The sequence below is a fragment of the Streptomyces sp. NPDC046716 genome (assembly GCF_040645755.1).
Classification (GTDB): Bacteria; Actinomycetota; Actinomycetes; order Streptomycetales; family Streptomycetaceae; genus Streptomyces.
In genome coordinates this window covers 179,173-192,831 of sequence record NZ_JBEYYU010000001.1, presented here as the reverse complement: position 1 = coordinate 192,831, position 13,659 = coordinate 179,173, and the positions used below count along the sequence as shown (strand labels likewise).

General features: G+C 72.3%; 14 protein-coding genes. 6 read left to right on the top strand and 8 right to left on the bottom strand.

Features of this window, described 5'->3' with window-relative positions; translation table 11 throughout:
• Positions 1-37: 37 nt before the first annotated feature.
• The gene (locus ABZ930_RS00875; protein WP_361539279.1) at positions 38-514 is read right to left on the bottom strand and encodes an SRPBCC family protein; all 477 of its coding nucleotides are present in this window, start codon (positions 512-514) and stop codon (positions 38-40) included.
• Positions 515-686: 172 nt separating this feature from the next.
• On the opposite strand from ABZ930_RS00875, the gene ABZ930_RS00870 reads away from it, so the two are divergent.
• The 3 genes from ABZ930_RS00870 (at position 687) to ABZ930_RS00860 (ending at position 4,688) form a co-directional block, all read left to right on the top strand.
• Complete coding sequence (locus ABZ930_RS00870) at positions 687-1,337, top strand: GntR family transcriptional regulator (protein WP_361539277.1); 651 nt, start codon at positions 687-689, stop codon at positions 1,335-1,337.
• A complete protein-coding gene (locus tag ABZ930_RS00865) occupies positions 1,334-2,620 on the top strand; it encodes an MFS transporter (protein ID WP_361539274.1) in 1,287 nt (428 codons plus the stop codon). The genes ABZ930_RS00870 and ABZ930_RS00865 overlap by 4 nt, the downstream gene beginning before the upstream one ends.
• A gap of 415 nt (positions 2,621-3,035) precedes the next feature.
• Positions 3,036-4,688 carry a glycoside hydrolase family 3 N-terminal domain-containing protein gene (locus tag ABZ930_RS00860; protein WP_361539271.1) on the top strand — a complete coding sequence of 551 codons (1,653 nt, stop codon included), beginning with the start codon at positions 3,036-3,038 and terminating at the stop codon, positions 4,686-4,688.
• 15 nt (positions 4,689-4,703) lie between these two features.
• Here the strand turns inward: ABZ930_RS00860 and ABZ930_RS00855 are convergent, their stop codons facing one another.
• Positions 4,704-5,708: a YafY family protein gene (locus tag ABZ930_RS00855; protein ID WP_361539269.1), complete on the bottom strand. Its 1,005-nt coding sequence runs from the start codon at positions 5,706-5,708 to the stop codon at positions 4,704-4,706.
• Positions 5,709-5,801: 93 nt separating this feature from the next.
• Here ABZ930_RS00855 and ABZ930_RS00850 point away from each other — a divergent pair, with 93 nt between their 5' ends.
• A complete protein-coding gene (locus ABZ930_RS00850; protein WP_361539266.1) occupies positions 5,802-6,200 on the top strand; it encodes a VOC family protein in 399 nt (132 codons plus the stop codon).
• Positions 6,201-6,205: 5 nt separating this feature from the next.
• On the opposite strand, the gene ABZ930_RS00845 is transcribed toward ABZ930_RS00850, so the two are convergent.
• On the bottom strand, positions 6,206-7,171 hold the full coding sequence (locus ABZ930_RS00845) for an alpha/beta hydrolase (protein ID WP_361539263.1): 966 nt from the start codon (positions 7,169-7,171) through the stop codon (positions 6,206-6,208).
• Positions 7,172-7,390: 219 nt separating this feature from the next.
• On the opposite strand from ABZ930_RS00845, the gene ABZ930_RS00840 reads away from it, so the two are divergent.
• On the top strand, positions 7,391-7,753 hold the full coding sequence (locus ABZ930_RS00840; RefSeq protein WP_361539260.1) for a hypothetical protein: 363 nt from the start codon (positions 7,391-7,393) through the stop codon (positions 7,751-7,753).
• A gap of 12 nt (positions 7,754-7,765) precedes the next feature.
• On the opposite strand, the gene ABZ930_RS00835 is transcribed toward ABZ930_RS00840, so the two are convergent.
• The 5 genes from ABZ930_RS00835 to ABZ930_RS00815 all read right to left on the bottom strand — a co-directional run bounded on the left by ABZ930_RS00835 (position 7,766) and on the right by ABZ930_RS00815 (position 12,891).
• A complete protein-coding gene (locus tag ABZ930_RS00835; protein ID WP_361539257.1) occupies positions 7,766-9,208 on the bottom strand; it encodes an aldehyde dehydrogenase in 1,443 nt (480 codons plus the stop codon).
• 60 nt (positions 9,209-9,268) lie between these two features.
• Positions 9,269-9,706, bottom strand: coding sequence for a hypothetical protein (locus ABZ930_RS00830; RefSeq protein WP_361539254.1), 438 nt, complete (start codon positions 9,704-9,706; stop codon positions 9,269-9,271).
• Positions 9,691-10,077 (bottom strand): hypothetical protein, encoded by a 387-nt coding sequence (locus ABZ930_RS00825; RefSeq protein ID WP_361539251.1) that lies wholly within the window; start codon positions 10,075-10,077, stop codon positions 9,691-9,693. The genes ABZ930_RS00830 and ABZ930_RS00825 overlap by 16 nt, the downstream gene beginning before the upstream one ends.
• Before the next feature lie 26 nt (positions 10,078-10,103).
• The gene (locus ABZ930_RS00820) at positions 10,104-10,997 is read right to left on the bottom strand and encodes a Bax inhibitor-1/YccA family protein (protein WP_361539248.1); all 894 of its coding nucleotides are present in this window, start codon (positions 10,995-10,997) and stop codon (positions 10,104-10,106) included.
• Positions 10,998-11,400: 403 nt separating this feature from the next.
• Positions 11,401-12,891 carry an MDR family MFS transporter gene (locus tag ABZ930_RS00815; protein ID WP_361539245.1) on the bottom strand — a complete coding sequence of 497 codons (1,491 nt, stop codon included), beginning with the start codon at positions 12,889-12,891 and terminating at the stop codon, positions 11,401-11,403.
• A 247-nt stretch (positions 12,892-13,138) separates the two neighbouring features.
• Here ABZ930_RS00815 and ABZ930_RS00810 point away from each other — a divergent pair, with 247 nt between their 5' ends.
• The gene (locus ABZ930_RS00810; RefSeq protein WP_361539635.1) at positions 13,139-13,630 is read left to right on the top strand and encodes a TetR/AcrR family transcriptional regulator; all 492 of its coding nucleotides are present in this window, start codon (positions 13,139-13,141) and stop codon (positions 13,628-13,630) included.
• The last annotated feature ends 29 nt before the right edge of the window (positions 13,631-13,659 follow it).

Genomic DNA, 13,659 nt, shown 5'->3' with positions numbered 1-13,659 from the left:
CCGGGCCGGTCACGGCCGCCTTCGCGACGTCAGGGCGTCACGACGCCGGGGTCTGCGACAGCCTGTCGTACTGGGCCTGCCACAGGGCGTCGAGCCGTTCGTTCCACAGCGCGGACGGCGTGTCCGGCGCCTCGGGCTCGCCACTGCGCAGGACGTTCTCGGTCAGGATGTGGGTACCGCCGTCGGCGGGCGTGATCAACCACGCCTGGTACAGCTGCACTCCGGCGCCGATGCCCAGCCAGCCGACGCGGTGCGGCGGGTTGTTCTCCCCCACGAACACCTCGAACCGGTGTCCGTACCACTGCACGGTGAACACCTGAGCCAGCGCGTCGATGCCCACCTCGGTCACGCCCGGGGACCACTCCGGCCAACTCGACACGTCCGTGAGCAGGGCGAAGGCCCGGTCGGGCGGGATCGGTACCGTCGCTTCCCGCCGGAAGAAGCGATGAGCGTCGTCGGGCGAGAATCCGGCCGGCCAGCGAATGTCCGGGTGGGTGTTCAGCGGTTCACGCATCCGACGCCTTTCCTGCCTTCGTACGGTCGTGCCCTCGCACAACGGGCTGCCTCACCGCGCTGACCTCTGGTTTCTCGGGGTCATGCAACCACCGGGACACGGCGGATGTCCATGTGCGGCCCCGGCGGGGCCGGGGTGCGTTGCATGCATCGATGCACGCATGGAAAGATACATGGCTATGCCATCTATTTCGGGGTCGCGCTCCGCCGCGGAGACCGCGTACCAGCACGTGAAACAGGCGATCATCACAGGGCGGCTGCCCGGCGGTCGGTTGGTCACCGAGAGCGAGATCGGTGAGGAGCTCGGCATCAGCCGGACGCCCGCGCACGAGGCCTTCCTCCGGCTGAGCGGCGAGCGGCTGCTCGAACTCGCGGGCCGCAGGGGCGCCGTGGTCGCGCCCGTCGCGCCGCGCGAGGCCCAGGACGTACTGGAGATGCGCCAGGTCCTCGAAGGAGAGGCGGCCCGTCGCGTCGTGGCGGAGGGCGGTCCGTCCGGCGACCTGGTGCGGACCCTGACGGAGTGCGTGGAGCGGCAGCGGGTCCATCTGGCAGCCGCGGACCTCGAGGCGTTCGTCGCGGTGGACGAGACCTTCCACTCCACGGTGGTGGGGGCGTCCGGCAATGCGATCGCGGTGCACTTCTTCACGCTGTTGCGCGACCGTCAGCAACGCCTGCGCCACCAACTGCTGACGACGCGTCCGCAGCATCTGCCGGAGGTCGTCGAGGACCACCGGGAGCTGCTGGGCCGGCTGACCGCGGGCGACGCGGCGGGGTACGCAGCGGTCCTGGCGGACCACGTGGCCCGGCACCAGGGGGCGATGTGAGCTCCGTGGCCGCGCGCCCCTCCACCGTCCCGCCGTGGCGCGTCGTGTTCGGCGCGGTCTTCGTCATGAGCTGGTGCGGCAACCAGTTCAGCCCGCTGCTGTTGCTGTACAAGCAGCAGGAGCACTACTCGACGCTCCTGGTGAACCTGCTGCTCGGGGTCTACGTCGGCGGTCTGGCCCCGGCGCTGCTGCTGGCCGGAGCCCTCTCCGACCGGTACGGGCGGCGTCCGGTCATGTCGGTGGGCACGCTGACGGCCCTCGCCGCGGGCGCCGTGCTCGCGCTCGGCTCCCTCGGTGTCGCCCCGCTGTTCATCGGACGCCTGCTGGCCGGAGTGACGGTCGGGATCGCGATGGCGGTGGGCAACAGCTGGCTCAAGGAACTCTCGCAGGCACCCCACGACCCGGCCGCGGACGCCGGTGCGGGTGCCCGGCGCGCGTCGACGGCGTTCACGCTCGGCTCCGGCCTCGGCGCCCTGGTGGCGGGCGCGCTCGCGCAGTGGGGTCCGCTGCCGGAGGTGCTGCCCTTCGTGCTGCAGATCGTGGTCGCCGCGCCGTTCGTGTGGCTGGTGCGCCGGATCCCGGAGACCAGCCCGGGCGGTCTCGGTGGGCCCCTGCGCCGGCAGTTGCGGGTGCCGGCCGCGGGACACAAGCGGTTCCTGCGCGTCGTCGCGGTCGCGGCCCCGTGGCTCTTCGCCTCGGCGGCCCTCGCCTACGGGTATCTGCCCGTCCTGCTCGCCGGTTCCACCGGCTCCTGGGGTCTGGCCTACGCCACCGCGCTCACCGGTCTGACGCTCGGAGTGGCGGCTTTGATCCAGCCGTGGGCGAAGCGGATCGACTCGCCCTCCTCCGCGCGGGGGCTGGTGGTGTTCCTGTTCCTGACCGCCGCCGGACTGCTCGTGATGACCGGCGCCCAGTACCGGCAGTCGCTCTGGCTGGGCCTGGCCGCCGCCGTCGTCCTGGGGTGTGCCATCGGTACCGGGCTGGTCAGCGGTCTGCTGGAGGTTCAGCGCATCGCGGGACCGCGCGATCTCGCGGGACTCACCGGCGTCTTCTACACCCTCGCCTACGCGGGCTTCCTCACCCCGATCGTGCTGGCCGCCGTCACCTCGCTGTTCGGCACGACGACCCTGCTGCTCGCCCTGGTCGTGCTGGCGCTGCTGTGCGCGGGCTCGGTGCTGCTGGCCTACCGGCGTCATCTGCCGACCGGCGAGCGCGCGGCGACGACGCTGGTGGCGCAGGGCGGGGCGCGCTCACCCGAACGGGACGACGCCGCCCGGCGCTGAGGCCCGTACACAGGTGTGCCGGCGATCCGTGACCCACGTCGAACGGCCGGCACACCCGCGCCCGTCCGGGGAAGTCGGTGATGACGGCGCGCGCGGTCTTCCCGGCCTTCAAGGACTCGTGGCCCGCGTCGCTGTACGCGAGGCCAGCCTCCCCGGGGCAGGGGGGCCGCGTGGCCCGTCACACGTATGACCGCGCGGCGGACCGGCCCGTCGGCTGTCCCCGTCAGTAGGGTGCGGGCAAAACGGCCGAAGGAGCAGTCCCATCGCCACACATTCCGCACTCCCCTGGACGACCTCCCGCAGGCGAGCGCTGGCGGGCCTTGCCGGTACGGCCCTGCTCTGGGGCGCGGCGAGCGGCTCGTCGTCGGCCGCGTCCCGCTCCGCCCGCGAAGCGGCCCGGGCGCTGGCCGGCCGGATGACGCTGGAGGAGAAGGTCGGCCAGCTTTTCATGATCGAGGTGGCGGGCCGGGACGCCTTCCACGTGAGCGAGGACGCCGCGGCGCTCAACCGCGAGCGCTACGGGGTGGACACTCCCGCCGAGGCCGTCCGCAAGTACCGGCCGGGCGGCGTCATCTACTTCTCCGCGCGTGGCGACGACAACCTCGGTGCGCCGGGCCAGATCGCCCGGCTCTCCGGCGGTCTGCAACAAGCGTCGCGGGACACGTCGGGCCTGCCCCTGATCATCTCGGTGGACCAGGAGGGCGGCGCGGTCTCCCGGCTGCCCACCCCGCCGGCCACCGAGCAGCCGGGCAACATGGCGCTGGGCGCCACCTGGTCGACGGCGGACGCCCGGCGCTCGTACGAGATCACCGCCACCGAACTGGAGGCGTGCGGGATCACCGCCGACCACGCTCCGGTGGCGGACGTGAACGTCAACCCGGCCAACCCGGTGATCGGGGTGCGCTCCTTCGGGGCCTCTCCGCAGGCCGTCTCGGCGTTCGTCCGCGCCGCCGTCGAGGGACTGCACCGCGGTGGTGTCGCCGCCACCGCCAAGCACTTCCCGGGGCACGGCGACACGGACACCGACAGCCATGTGGGGCTGCCGCGCATCACCCACAGCCGGGCCCGGCTCGACGCGATCGACCTGCCGCCCTTCCGCGCGGCCGTCGCCGCGGGCGTGGATCTGATCATGACGGCGCACATCAGTGTTCCCGCTCTGGATCCCACCGGGGTGCCCGCCACCATGTCGCACGCCGTCGTCACCGGTCTGCTCCGCGAGGAGCTGGGGTTCGACGGGCTGATCGTCACCGACGCCCTCGACATGCGGGGCGCGAGCGGGCAGTTCCCGCCGGACAGGGCCGCGGTGACGGCACTGGCCGCGGGGGTCGACATGCTGGTGCTGTCCCCCGACCTTCCCCGGGCGTACGCGGCGGTGCTCGACGCGGTGCGCTCCGGGCGGATCTCCGCGGCCCGGCTCGACGCCTCGGTGATCCGCGTCCTGAGCCACAAGGTCCGCCGCGGCCTGTTCACCGCGGCCTCCGACGCGGGCCGGGCCGAACGCGTCGTCGGCGGGCCGGAGTTCCGTTCGGACGTGGCCGCGATCACCTCCCGCGGCACGACGCTGGTCAAGAACGACGGCGCGGTGCTCCCGGTCCGCCCCGGCGCGCGCGGCGTCCTCGTCACCGGTGCGGACTCCCCCGCCGTGTCCCGTCTCGCCGCTTCGTTCCGCTCGCGCGGGCACGCGGTGACGGCGCTGGACGCCGGTTCAGCGCCGGACCGGGCCGTGATCGAGAAGGCCGTCGGGCACGCGAACGCCGTGGATCTGGTGGTCGTGGCCACCAGCACCGCGGGCGCTGGACAAGGGGACCTGGTCCGCGCGCTGTTGGCGACGGGGGCGCAGGTGGTCGTGATCGCGGTGCGCACCCCGTACGACATCAACCGCTTCCCCGGCGCGCCCGTGTACCTGGCGACGTACGGCAACGGCGCGACCGCCCTCGACCGGGCGGTGGGGGTCGTCGTCGGCGAGCACGGTCCGAGCGGGCGACTGCCGGTGTCGGTACCGGCGGCCGACGGTCCGTCGCGGACGCTGTTCCCGGTCGGGCACGGGCTGCGGTTCCAGGGCTCCTGACCGGGGCGGCGCCGGTCAGGAGCGACGGGCGGAGGCGGCGAGGCGGTCGGCGAACGCGCCGACGAGATCGCGCAGTTCGCCGGGGCGTTCGATGACGAACGGCCGGTCGAGCGCGGCGAGCACCGGTGGCAGCCAGTCGAGCCGCTCCGCCCGCAGCACGACGCGCAGCCAGCGCTCGGCCGCCGGGGCGTCGCCCGTATCGGGCTCGTCGTCCGTCACGCTCGCGAGACCGGCGGGAAGGCGGGCGCGGATCTGCTCGACGGTTCCGTGGAAGCGCAGGACGACTTCATGGCGGTACGCGGCCGTGGCGAATCCGGAGAGCACCCGCTGTGCCGGATCGAGGTCCGGGGGCGCCTCGAACGAGCCGGGCAGGGTCCGCGCGTCGGCGATGCGGTCGAGCCGGAAGGTCCGGTCCTCGCCGATGCGGGCGTCCGCCCCGGTGACGTACCAGCGGCCCGCGTGGGCGACGACTCCGTACGGGTGCAGTGTGCGTTCGCTGCGCCGCCCGTCCCGGCCGGTGTAGCGGATCGACACCGGGCGGTGATGGCGTACGGCGTCGGCGAGGGTGAGGAGGGTTCCGGCATCCGGGGTGACGGTCTCGCCGGGCACGCCGGTGTCACCGGGCTCGTCGGTGAAGGCGAGGCCGTCCAGGAGGGTGTCGAGGCGGCGGGCGACCGGCCGGGGCAGCACACGTCGGATCTTCGCGGCCGCCGTCTCGCTCGCCGTGGGATCCGTCGTCAGTCCGGCGCGGCGGCCGGCGATCAGGCCGAGCAGCACGGACAGCGCCTCGTCGTCGCTGAACATGAGCGGCGGCAACCGGTATCCGGGGCCGATCCGGTAGCCGCCGTAGCGGCCGCGCACCGATTCCACGGGCACGTCCAGATCGATCAGCTGGTCCACGTACCGCCGGACGGTGCGTCCTTCGACGCCGAGCCGGTCGGCGAGTTCGGCCACCGTCCGGGTGCCGCCCGACTGCAGCAGTTCCAGGAGCGTGAGCACACGGCCGGTGGGTCGGGACATGCTCGCACTCTACCGTCGATACCGGACCGAATCTGTCCTCTATTGCTCCTAGCCTGCGTCACACAAGCCCGTCGCACAGCCAAGGAGATTCCCATGGACTTCGTCTCGATCCGCGTCATCACCGGCGATGTACCGCGCCTTGTCGCCTTCTACGAGCGGGCCACGGGGGTCCGGGCGGAGTGGGCCACCGAGGACTTCGCCGAACTGCGGACGGCGGGCGCCACGCTCGCGATCGCCGGCACCCGCACCGTTCCGCTGTTCGCCCCGGGGTCGGCACGCCCGGCGGACAACCACAGCGTGATCACCGAGTTCCTCGTCGACGACGTGGACCGTGTGCACGAGAACCTGAGCGGGTTCGTCTCCGAGTTCGTCGGCGGGCCCACGACGATGCCGTGGGGCAACCGGTCGCTGCTGTTCCGGGACCCCGACGGCAACCTCGTCAACTTCTTCACCCCGGTGACCGAGGCCGCGATCGAGAAGTTCGCCCGCTGACGCGGTCAGTTCATAGCGTCGGCCTCGGCGACCGCGTCGGCGAAGGCTGCGGGCTGCTCCTGAGGGAGGTTGTGGCCGGCGTCCGCGACGATGCGGTGGGTCCAGGGGCCGGTGAAGTGCGCGGCGTATCCGCTGCCGTCGGTGGGCGGGATGACGCCGTCGGTCGCGCCGTCCAGGGTGACCGTCGGGACGGTGATCGCCGGCTGGTCGAGGAGCCTGCGCTCCAGTGCCTCGTAGCGGGGGTCGCCGGGGGCGGCGGCGAGCCGGTGCCGATAGCCGTGGACGACCACGTCGACGTAGTCGGGGTTGGTCCACAGCTCGGCCGTCTGCGCGAACTCGGCCTCGGTGAACCGCCAGGCGGGCGAGTTGCGGTGCCAGACGACCCGGGCCAGGTCCTCGCGGTTGCGCCGGAGTCCCTCACGGCCGCGCTCGGTGAGGAAGTAGAAGAAGTACCAGTAGCCCTCCTCCATGGAGGGAGCCAGAGGCTCCTGCGCGGCGGCGATGTTCTGGATCAGATAGCCGTTGACGGAGACGAGGCCCGTGCAGCGTTCGGGCCACAGCGCCGCGGCGACGTCGGCGGCCCGGCCGCCCCAGTCGTAACCGGCGAACAGGGCCCGGGGCAGGTGCAGGGCGTCCATGAAGGCGATCAGGTCGGCGCCGAGCGCCGCCTGCTGACCGGACCTGACGGTGCCCGCGCGCAGGAACCGGGTCTCGCCGTGCCCGCGCAGGTAGGGGATGTAGCAGCGGTATCCGCGGCGGGCGAGCGCGGGTGCCACCTCGGCGTAGGAGCCGACCGGGCTGAACGGCCAGCCGTGCAGCAGGATCACGGGGGTGCCGCGGACCGGGCCGACGTCGTGGTACGCGATCTCCAGTACGTCGGTACGGGTACGGCGCAGCGGTCCCAGGCCGTCGCCGCTCCCCTCGGCCGCCGCGCCGGCCTGCGCCCGCCCGGGGCTCCGCCTGCTGGTCATGACGCTTCCTCACCTTCCGTCCGCACAACGCGGACACATTCGTCACTGGTTCGAGTGGTTATGAGAATGCGGGTGCGGGGTGTCGCTGTCAAGGACGCACCGCGGCGTCACATGTGTGTCTGGTTTTGCACTCACCGATACATGGTTGAACGTGCAAGAGTCTCCAGCCGAACAGCGATTCCTCGCGCATCTCTCCCCTCACAGGAAAAGGCGGACGGCATGCTCACCCCCACGACGAAGTTCTACGGCGCGGCCGCGGCCGGCGCCCTGGCCCTGTCCCTGATCGGCCTCGGCGCCGGGTCCGCCCAGGCCGCAGCAGGGTGGCCCCCACTGCAGGAGGGCGCGCTCCTGTACGCGGAGAGCGACGGGTCGGGGGCGGTCACCGCGGTCGACCTGGACGACGTCGGTACCTGCCACACCCTTGCCGCGCCCGTCCGGTCGATCCAGATCGCGTCCGGTTCCGCTTCGGTGACGCTGTATCCGGAGGCCGGCTGCGGCGGCGTCCACGCCTGGGCCTCCGGTTCGCTGACGCAGTCCAACCTGCCCTATGCGGCCCTGAGTTATCGCGTGCTGCCCGCGTGACGTGCCGCAGGGTCAGACCGTGATGGTCTGGTACTCGGTGTAGGTGCCGAGCCCGACCGCGCCGTACTCGCGGCCGATGCCACTGGCCTTGAAGCCGCCGAACGGGCCGTCGAAGCCGACGGAGGCGCCGTTGACGGTGACGGTGCCGGTGCGCACCCGGCGGGCGACCGCGAGGGCGTGCTCCTCGTCGGTGGACCAGACGCCGCCGGACAGGCCGTACTCGGAGTCGTTGGCGATGCGGACCGCGTCGTCGTCATCGTCATAGGGGATGACGACGAGGACCGGGCCGAAGATCTCCTCCTGGGCGATCCGCATGGAGTTGTCGACGTCGGCGAAGACGGTGGGCGTGACGTAGTTGCCCTTCTCCAGGCCCTCGGGGATCTGCGGCCCGCCGGTGACGAGCCGCGCGCCCTCCTCGATGCCGATCTGGATGTAGTCGCGGACCCGCTGCTGCTGGTCGGGGCGGATCATCGGGCCGATGAAGGTGTCCGGGGCTGCGGGATCGCCGACCGTCAGCGACTCCACCATCTCCTTCAGCCCCGCGACCACCTCCTCGTAGCGGCTGCGCGGGGCGAGGATCCTCGTCTGCGCGATGCACGACTCGCCGTTGTTGAGCAGGGAGCCGAACTTCAGGCCCGAGACGGCCCGTTCGACATCGGCGTCCGGGAGGACGATCGCGGCGGACTTGCCACCGAGTTCCAGGCTGACGCGCTTGAGCTGCTCGCCCGCGAGCGAGGCGATGCGACGCCCGGCGCGGGTGGAGCCGGTGAAGGCGATCTTGTCCACCTCCGGATGCGCCACCAGGTACTCGCTGGTCTCGCGGTCCGCGGGGAGGACGCTCAGCACACCGGCGGGCAGGCCGACCCGCTCGAGCAGTTCGGCGAGGAAGCCCATGCTCAGCGAGTTCTCCGGAGACACCTTCAGCACGACGGAGTTGCCCGCGAGCAGCGCCGGGAGGATCTTCGAAGTGGCCGAGGAGAAGGGCGAGTTCCACGGGATCACGGCGGCGACCACGCCGACGGCCTCGCGCCGCACCACGCTGCGCACCGGCGACGCCGGGTCGGAGGGGACCAGGGTCTCCTCCCAGCCGAACTCCTCCGCCGCCTTCAGGTAGGCGTTCGCCTGCCGGGTGAGTCCGGGCTGGCCGGCCCGGGTGAACCAGCCCGCCGAACCGTTCTCCAGCGAGATCAGGTCGGCGGCCTTCTCGGCGTTCTCCTCACGCAGCGCGTTGAACCGCCGCAGGACCGCGATCCGCTCCGCCGGCGCGGTCCCGCGCCACACGCCCGCCTCGAACGATGCCCGCGCCGCGGTCACCGCCCGGTCGATGTCGGCAGGCTGCGCCTGGGCGGCGCGGCCGATCACCGACCTGTCGTGCGGCGAGGTGATGTCGAGCAACTGCGGGGCGCTCGGCTCGGTCCAGGAGCCCCCGATGAACAGCCGGTCATAGGTGATCATGCGCTTTCTCTCTTTCGGATGCGGTGGAGCACTGCCTTAACTGTCACTTCAATGTAGCACTTAATATCGCGGTGCGCTCGATGGTGAGGTGTTTATGTGAGGAAGGGTCGCGCACAGGCTCGTCACCTGGACCACCGTGGGGCGGACCACGCTGGACCACTCACCGCGCAGTCCCGGCCAGACGGCCAGCAGCGCCTCGCCGTCCGCACGGCCCAGATGGGCCGTGACGTCGGTACGGTCCGGGCCGACAGACGTCCAGGACAGCAGCACGCGGCCCTCCGGCACGGCGGTCGGCCGGCCGAGCGGGAGCCAGTTGGCGACGAGCGTGCCGCCCGCCGGCCGCACCAGCGCGCCCCTGACGTCGGCGGGCATCGACTCGGCCGTGAGCGCGGACAGTTCCACGGTCCGGTGGGCGTCGGAACCAGGTACGAGCGTCAGCGGAGGCCAGCCCGTGCTCGCGTTCCACGACCGGCGGCGCCTTGTCACCGTGCGACGCACGGCACGTCCCCCTCGGGCAGGGCCCGTGCCACCCGCTCCAGCAGCTCTGTGGCGGCGGTCCGTCCCGGGGCGCGCTCCGGAGCCGGGCACCTGCTGTCGTCGTGCAACGCGCCGAGGAAGCGGGCCAGTCGGCCGCCGCCGACGGTCGTCAGGGCGAGGTTGCCCTCCCACAGCGTTTCGCGCAGCCGGTCGGTCGTGAGCCGGCCGTCGCCGGCGGCGGCCGTGAGCAGCCGGAGGACGAGGATTCGCTCCAGCGGCCCCGGTGTCCAGCGTCCTCGGTCCAGGTCCGCGGCGAGAGAGACGGTCAGTTCGGTGAGGCGCTGCGCGGGCGGTGTCTCGCGCGGGGTCGCGGGTGGTGCGTCATGGTGCATGGAGAGGCGGGCCTTCTGTCGGATGCTCAGTAGAGGTCGTCGTGGGGGTAGAGGGTGAACAGCCGCGCCGTCTCCACGTAGAGCCAGGTGAGGCTCAGCGTGAGGCCGAACGCGGCCGACCAGGACCGATCGCGGGCGGCACCGTGGGTGACGCCGCTCTCGACCTGGCCGAAGTGCAGGGAGAGGAACGACGCGGCGAGCGCGACGCCGAGGAGCCCGGTGAACAGGCCCAGCCCGAAGGGGTCAAGCCCCAGGCCGTCCGCGCCGACGAGCGGGAGGAGCAGCCGGTCCGCCAGCGCGAGGAGGCCGAGGCCCAGCAGGGCCGCGCCCAGGAACCCGTACAACCGCCGGTTCACACGTATCCAGCGCAGGGCTCGCGCGAGCAGCACCCCGGCGGACGTCGCCATCGTCCCGAGCACCAGCTGCACGAGGACTCCCGGTGACAGCAGGCCGGAGACCGTCCAGGACAGCGTTCCGAGGAACACGCCCTGGCACGCGGCGAAGGTCAGCGTCAGGGCCGCGGACGACGTGTTCCTGCGGCACTGGGCCACGACCAGGGCCACGGCGAGCAGTCCGGCCCCGGCGGCGATCCCGTACGGGACGCAGGACGGGAGCGTGCCGAGCGGCAGCAGCACCCACGCCAGGACGGCCGCGAGGGCCGTCGTGGCGAGTGCCGTCGCCGCGCGGGGCAGGACGTCGCCGACGGTCATCAGGTCGCCCACGAGGAGCGGGGGCGCGTCGGGCTCGCCGGTCGGCGGCTGCTCGACGTCCTTGCCCGCCCTGATCCGGTCCCGGGCCACGGCCTGTCCGGCCCGTGGCTCGCGGGCGGCCGTCTTTTGCCCGCCGTGCGGGGTGAACTGCGGCAGGCGGAGCACCGGATTGCTGCTCCTGATCGTGGGCTGCCGCTCGACCGGTGTCACGTCAGATCCTCTTCTCCGTGTCGGACGTACCGCCGCCGAGTCCGCGCGATCCGTTGTCGCGGGAGCTGTTCGGAGGTACCGGCCTGGTCGTCCGCGTGGGGCTGCGGGCGGCCGTGCGTGTTCCGGGGTGCCGACGGGCGCGCCGGAGTGTGGGCGCCTTCAGCCTGTCGCGGCTTCCGGGTCCGCGCATCCGTCACATGACAGTGTGTCGCGCGATGAGGAACACGTATCTCGGGGCGACGGGGCAGCGGGGCGACGGGGCACACGACCTGACTCGTTCCTGCGCGCCGGGTCCCCGATCGTGTGCTCTCCGGGCTCCGGCACGACCTTCGTGGGGAGACAAACACTGTCGTCAGGTGAACGGATCGGACCTGCGCACGTGTTCACATCGGATTCCGTGGCCTCAGGCGGCCGGAACGGTCTCCTCCGTGCCGGTCGCGTCGGCGGTGTCCGGGACCGCGGCGGCGGTGGCCGGCCTGCCGCCCGGCTTCAGGAAGAGGGCGAGGGCGACACCGGCGGCGAGGGCGGGGGCCATCCAGAGGTAGCCGGTGGCCGTGGCGTGGGCGAAGGCGTCCAGGGCCGTGTCGCGCAGAGCCGTCGGCAGCCCGGCGACGGTGTCGGGCCGGGCGGCGTCGAACCCGCCCACGCCGGCCAGGTGTCGGGTCCGGTCGGCGAAGCCCGTGTTGAGCAGGGCACCGAAGACGGCGACGCCGAAGGCCGCGCCGATGGAGCGGGCGAACGTGACCACGGCGCTGGCCGCGCCGAGGTCGGCGGCGGGCACGCTGTTCTGCACGGTGGTGAGCACGACCATGGGCACCATGCCGATGCCGATCCCGGTGACGAGGAAGTACGCGCTCAGGACGAGGGTGTGGGTGGCGGCACCGATGGTGCTGAGCAGGAGCAGCCCGGCGAGGTTCGCGAGCAGCCCCGTGAGCAGGATCGCGCGGAGTCGGCCGGCGTGCGCGGCCCAGCGTCCGGCGAGGGACTGGCTCACCACAAGGCCCGCGACCAGCGGCAGCAGGTGGATGCCGGAGAGGGTGGCCGAGACGCCGTGCACGATCTGCAGGTAGGTGGGGAGGTAGACGAGGACGGCGAACATCGCGGCGTTGGCGACGAAGCCGATCAGCGCGGAGAAGACCACGGTGCGGGAGGCGAACATGGCGGGCGGCAGGACCGGCGCGGCGGCCCGGCGCTCGACGGGTGCCAGCAGCACGGCGAGCGCGACGGTGGCCGCGATCAGCGCCACGATGGCCGGTGAGCCCCAGCCCCAGCGCTCGCCGAACGAGGTGATCAGGACCAGTCCGGTGGCGATCGCCGCCAGGATCGTGGCGCCCGCGTAGTCGATCCGGGCCTTGGTCCCGCCGCGCGACGCGGGCAGCGCCCGTGCCGCGACGAACAGGGCGACGGCGCCGACCGGCAGGTTGATCAGGAAGGCCCAGCGCCAGGAGAGCTGGTCGGTGAAGATGCCGCCCAGCAGGGGGCCGACGATGCTGGCGACACCGTAGACAGAGCCGAACATGCCCTGGTAGCGGCCGCGTTGGTCCGGGGCGACGATGTCCCCGACCAGGGCGAAGGTCAGCACGATCATGCCGCCGCCGCCCATGCCCTGGAGCACGCGGGCGCCGATGAGTTCGGGCAGGTTCTGCGCGAGGCCGCAGGCCACGGAAGCCACGAGGAAGACGGCGGTCGAGGCCAGGTACAGGCGCTTGCGGCCGAACATGTCGCCCAGCTTGCCCCACAGCGGGGTCACCGCCGTCGACGCGAGGAGGTAGGCGGCGCTGACCCAGGCGATGTCGTCGAACCCGTTCAGGTCCTCCGCTATCCGGGGCAGCGCCGTGGAGACGATCGTCTGGTCCAGGGCCGCGAGGAGGACCGCCAGGATCAGCGCGCTCATGGCGGCGGCCACCCCGCCTCTGCGGGATGACGGGGATTGCTGTGACGTCGGCATCGAAGGTGCCTCTCTGATCTGAAGTGATGTCACTGCACTACTTAACTGTCACTTCAATGTAGCATTTATGGAAAGGAGGTCCACCTCACAGTGGCTCTAGATGTGCGAGGCTCCACATTCGACGGTTAGACTCAGGGCCGTGAGAGCCGACGCAGCACGCAATCTGGAAACCGTCCTGACGACCGCGGCCCGCATGCTCGCGGCCGACCCCGCCGCCAGCATCGCGAGCATCGCCACCGAGGCAGGTGTGGACCGGCGCACCGTCTACCGGCGCTTCGCCTCCCGCGAGGACCTTCTCGCCGCCGTCCACGAGGCGCGGCTCACGGCGATCGAGCACGCCGTCGAGGACGCCCGGCTCCGCGAGGCACCCGTCGCCGTCGCCCTGCACCGCTACGTCGAGAACATCATCGGCGTGAACCGCGACTGGCCCGTGGACCTCACCCGGATGCTCGCCGACGACGGCCTGCGCAAGCGCCGAGACGCGTCGGTCCACGAGGTGGACGTCTTTCTCGAACGCGCCACCGCCGAGGGGCTGTTGCGGCCCGGTCTGCCGCACGGCTGGGCGAGTGCGCTGCTGCCCCAGTTGATGCACCTGGTCGCCCGGCAGCTGCCCGACCTGAGCCCCGGCCAGGCGGCGGACGTAGTCGTCGACACCTTGCTGAAGGGGCTCGGCACCGCGCCCTGAACACGCCGACGGCCCCTGCCGGCACACGA

Coding starts and splice junctions, on each gene's coding strand:
- ABZ930_RS00875 (WP_361539279.1), bottom strand. CDS start 514: ATGCGTGAACCGCTGAACACCCACCCGGACATTCGCTGGCCGGCCGGA.
- ABZ930_RS00870 (WP_361539277.1), top strand. CDS start 687: ATGGCTATGCCATCTATTTCGGGGTCGCGCTCCGCCGCGGAGACCGCG.
- ABZ930_RS00860 (WP_361539271.1), top strand. CDS start 3,036: ATGACGCTGGAGGAGAAGGTCGGCCAGCTTTTCATGATCGAGGTGGCG.
- ABZ930_RS00855 (WP_361539269.1), bottom strand. CDS start 5,708: ATGTCCCGACCCACCGGCCGTGTGCTCACGCTCCTGGAACTGCTGCAG.
- ABZ930_RS00850 (WP_361539266.1), top strand. CDS start 5,802: ATGGACTTCGTCTCGATCCGCGTCATCACCGGCGATGTACCGCGCCTT.
- ABZ930_RS00845 (WP_361539263.1), bottom strand. CDS start 7,171: ATGACCAGCAGGCGGAGCCCCGGGCGGGCGCAGGCCGGCGCGGCGGCC.
- ABZ930_RS00840 (WP_361539260.1), top strand. CDS start 7,391: ATGCTCACCCCCACGACGAAGTTCTACGGCGCGGCCGCGGCCGGCGCC.
- ABZ930_RS00835 (WP_361539257.1), bottom strand. CDS start 9,208: ATGATCACCTATGACCGGCTGTTCATCGGGGGCTCCTGGACCGAGCCG.
- ABZ930_RS00825 (WP_361539251.1), bottom strand. CDS start 10,077: ATGCACCATGACGCACCACCCGCGACCCCGCGCGAGACACCGCCCGCG.
- ABZ930_RS00815 (WP_361539245.1), bottom strand. CDS start 12,891: ATGAGCGCGCTGATCCTGGCGGTCCTCCTCGCGGCCCTGGACCAGACG.
- ABZ930_RS00810 (WP_361539635.1), top strand. CDS start 13,139: ATGCTCGCGGCCGACCCCGCCGCCAGCATCGCGAGCATCGCCACCGAG.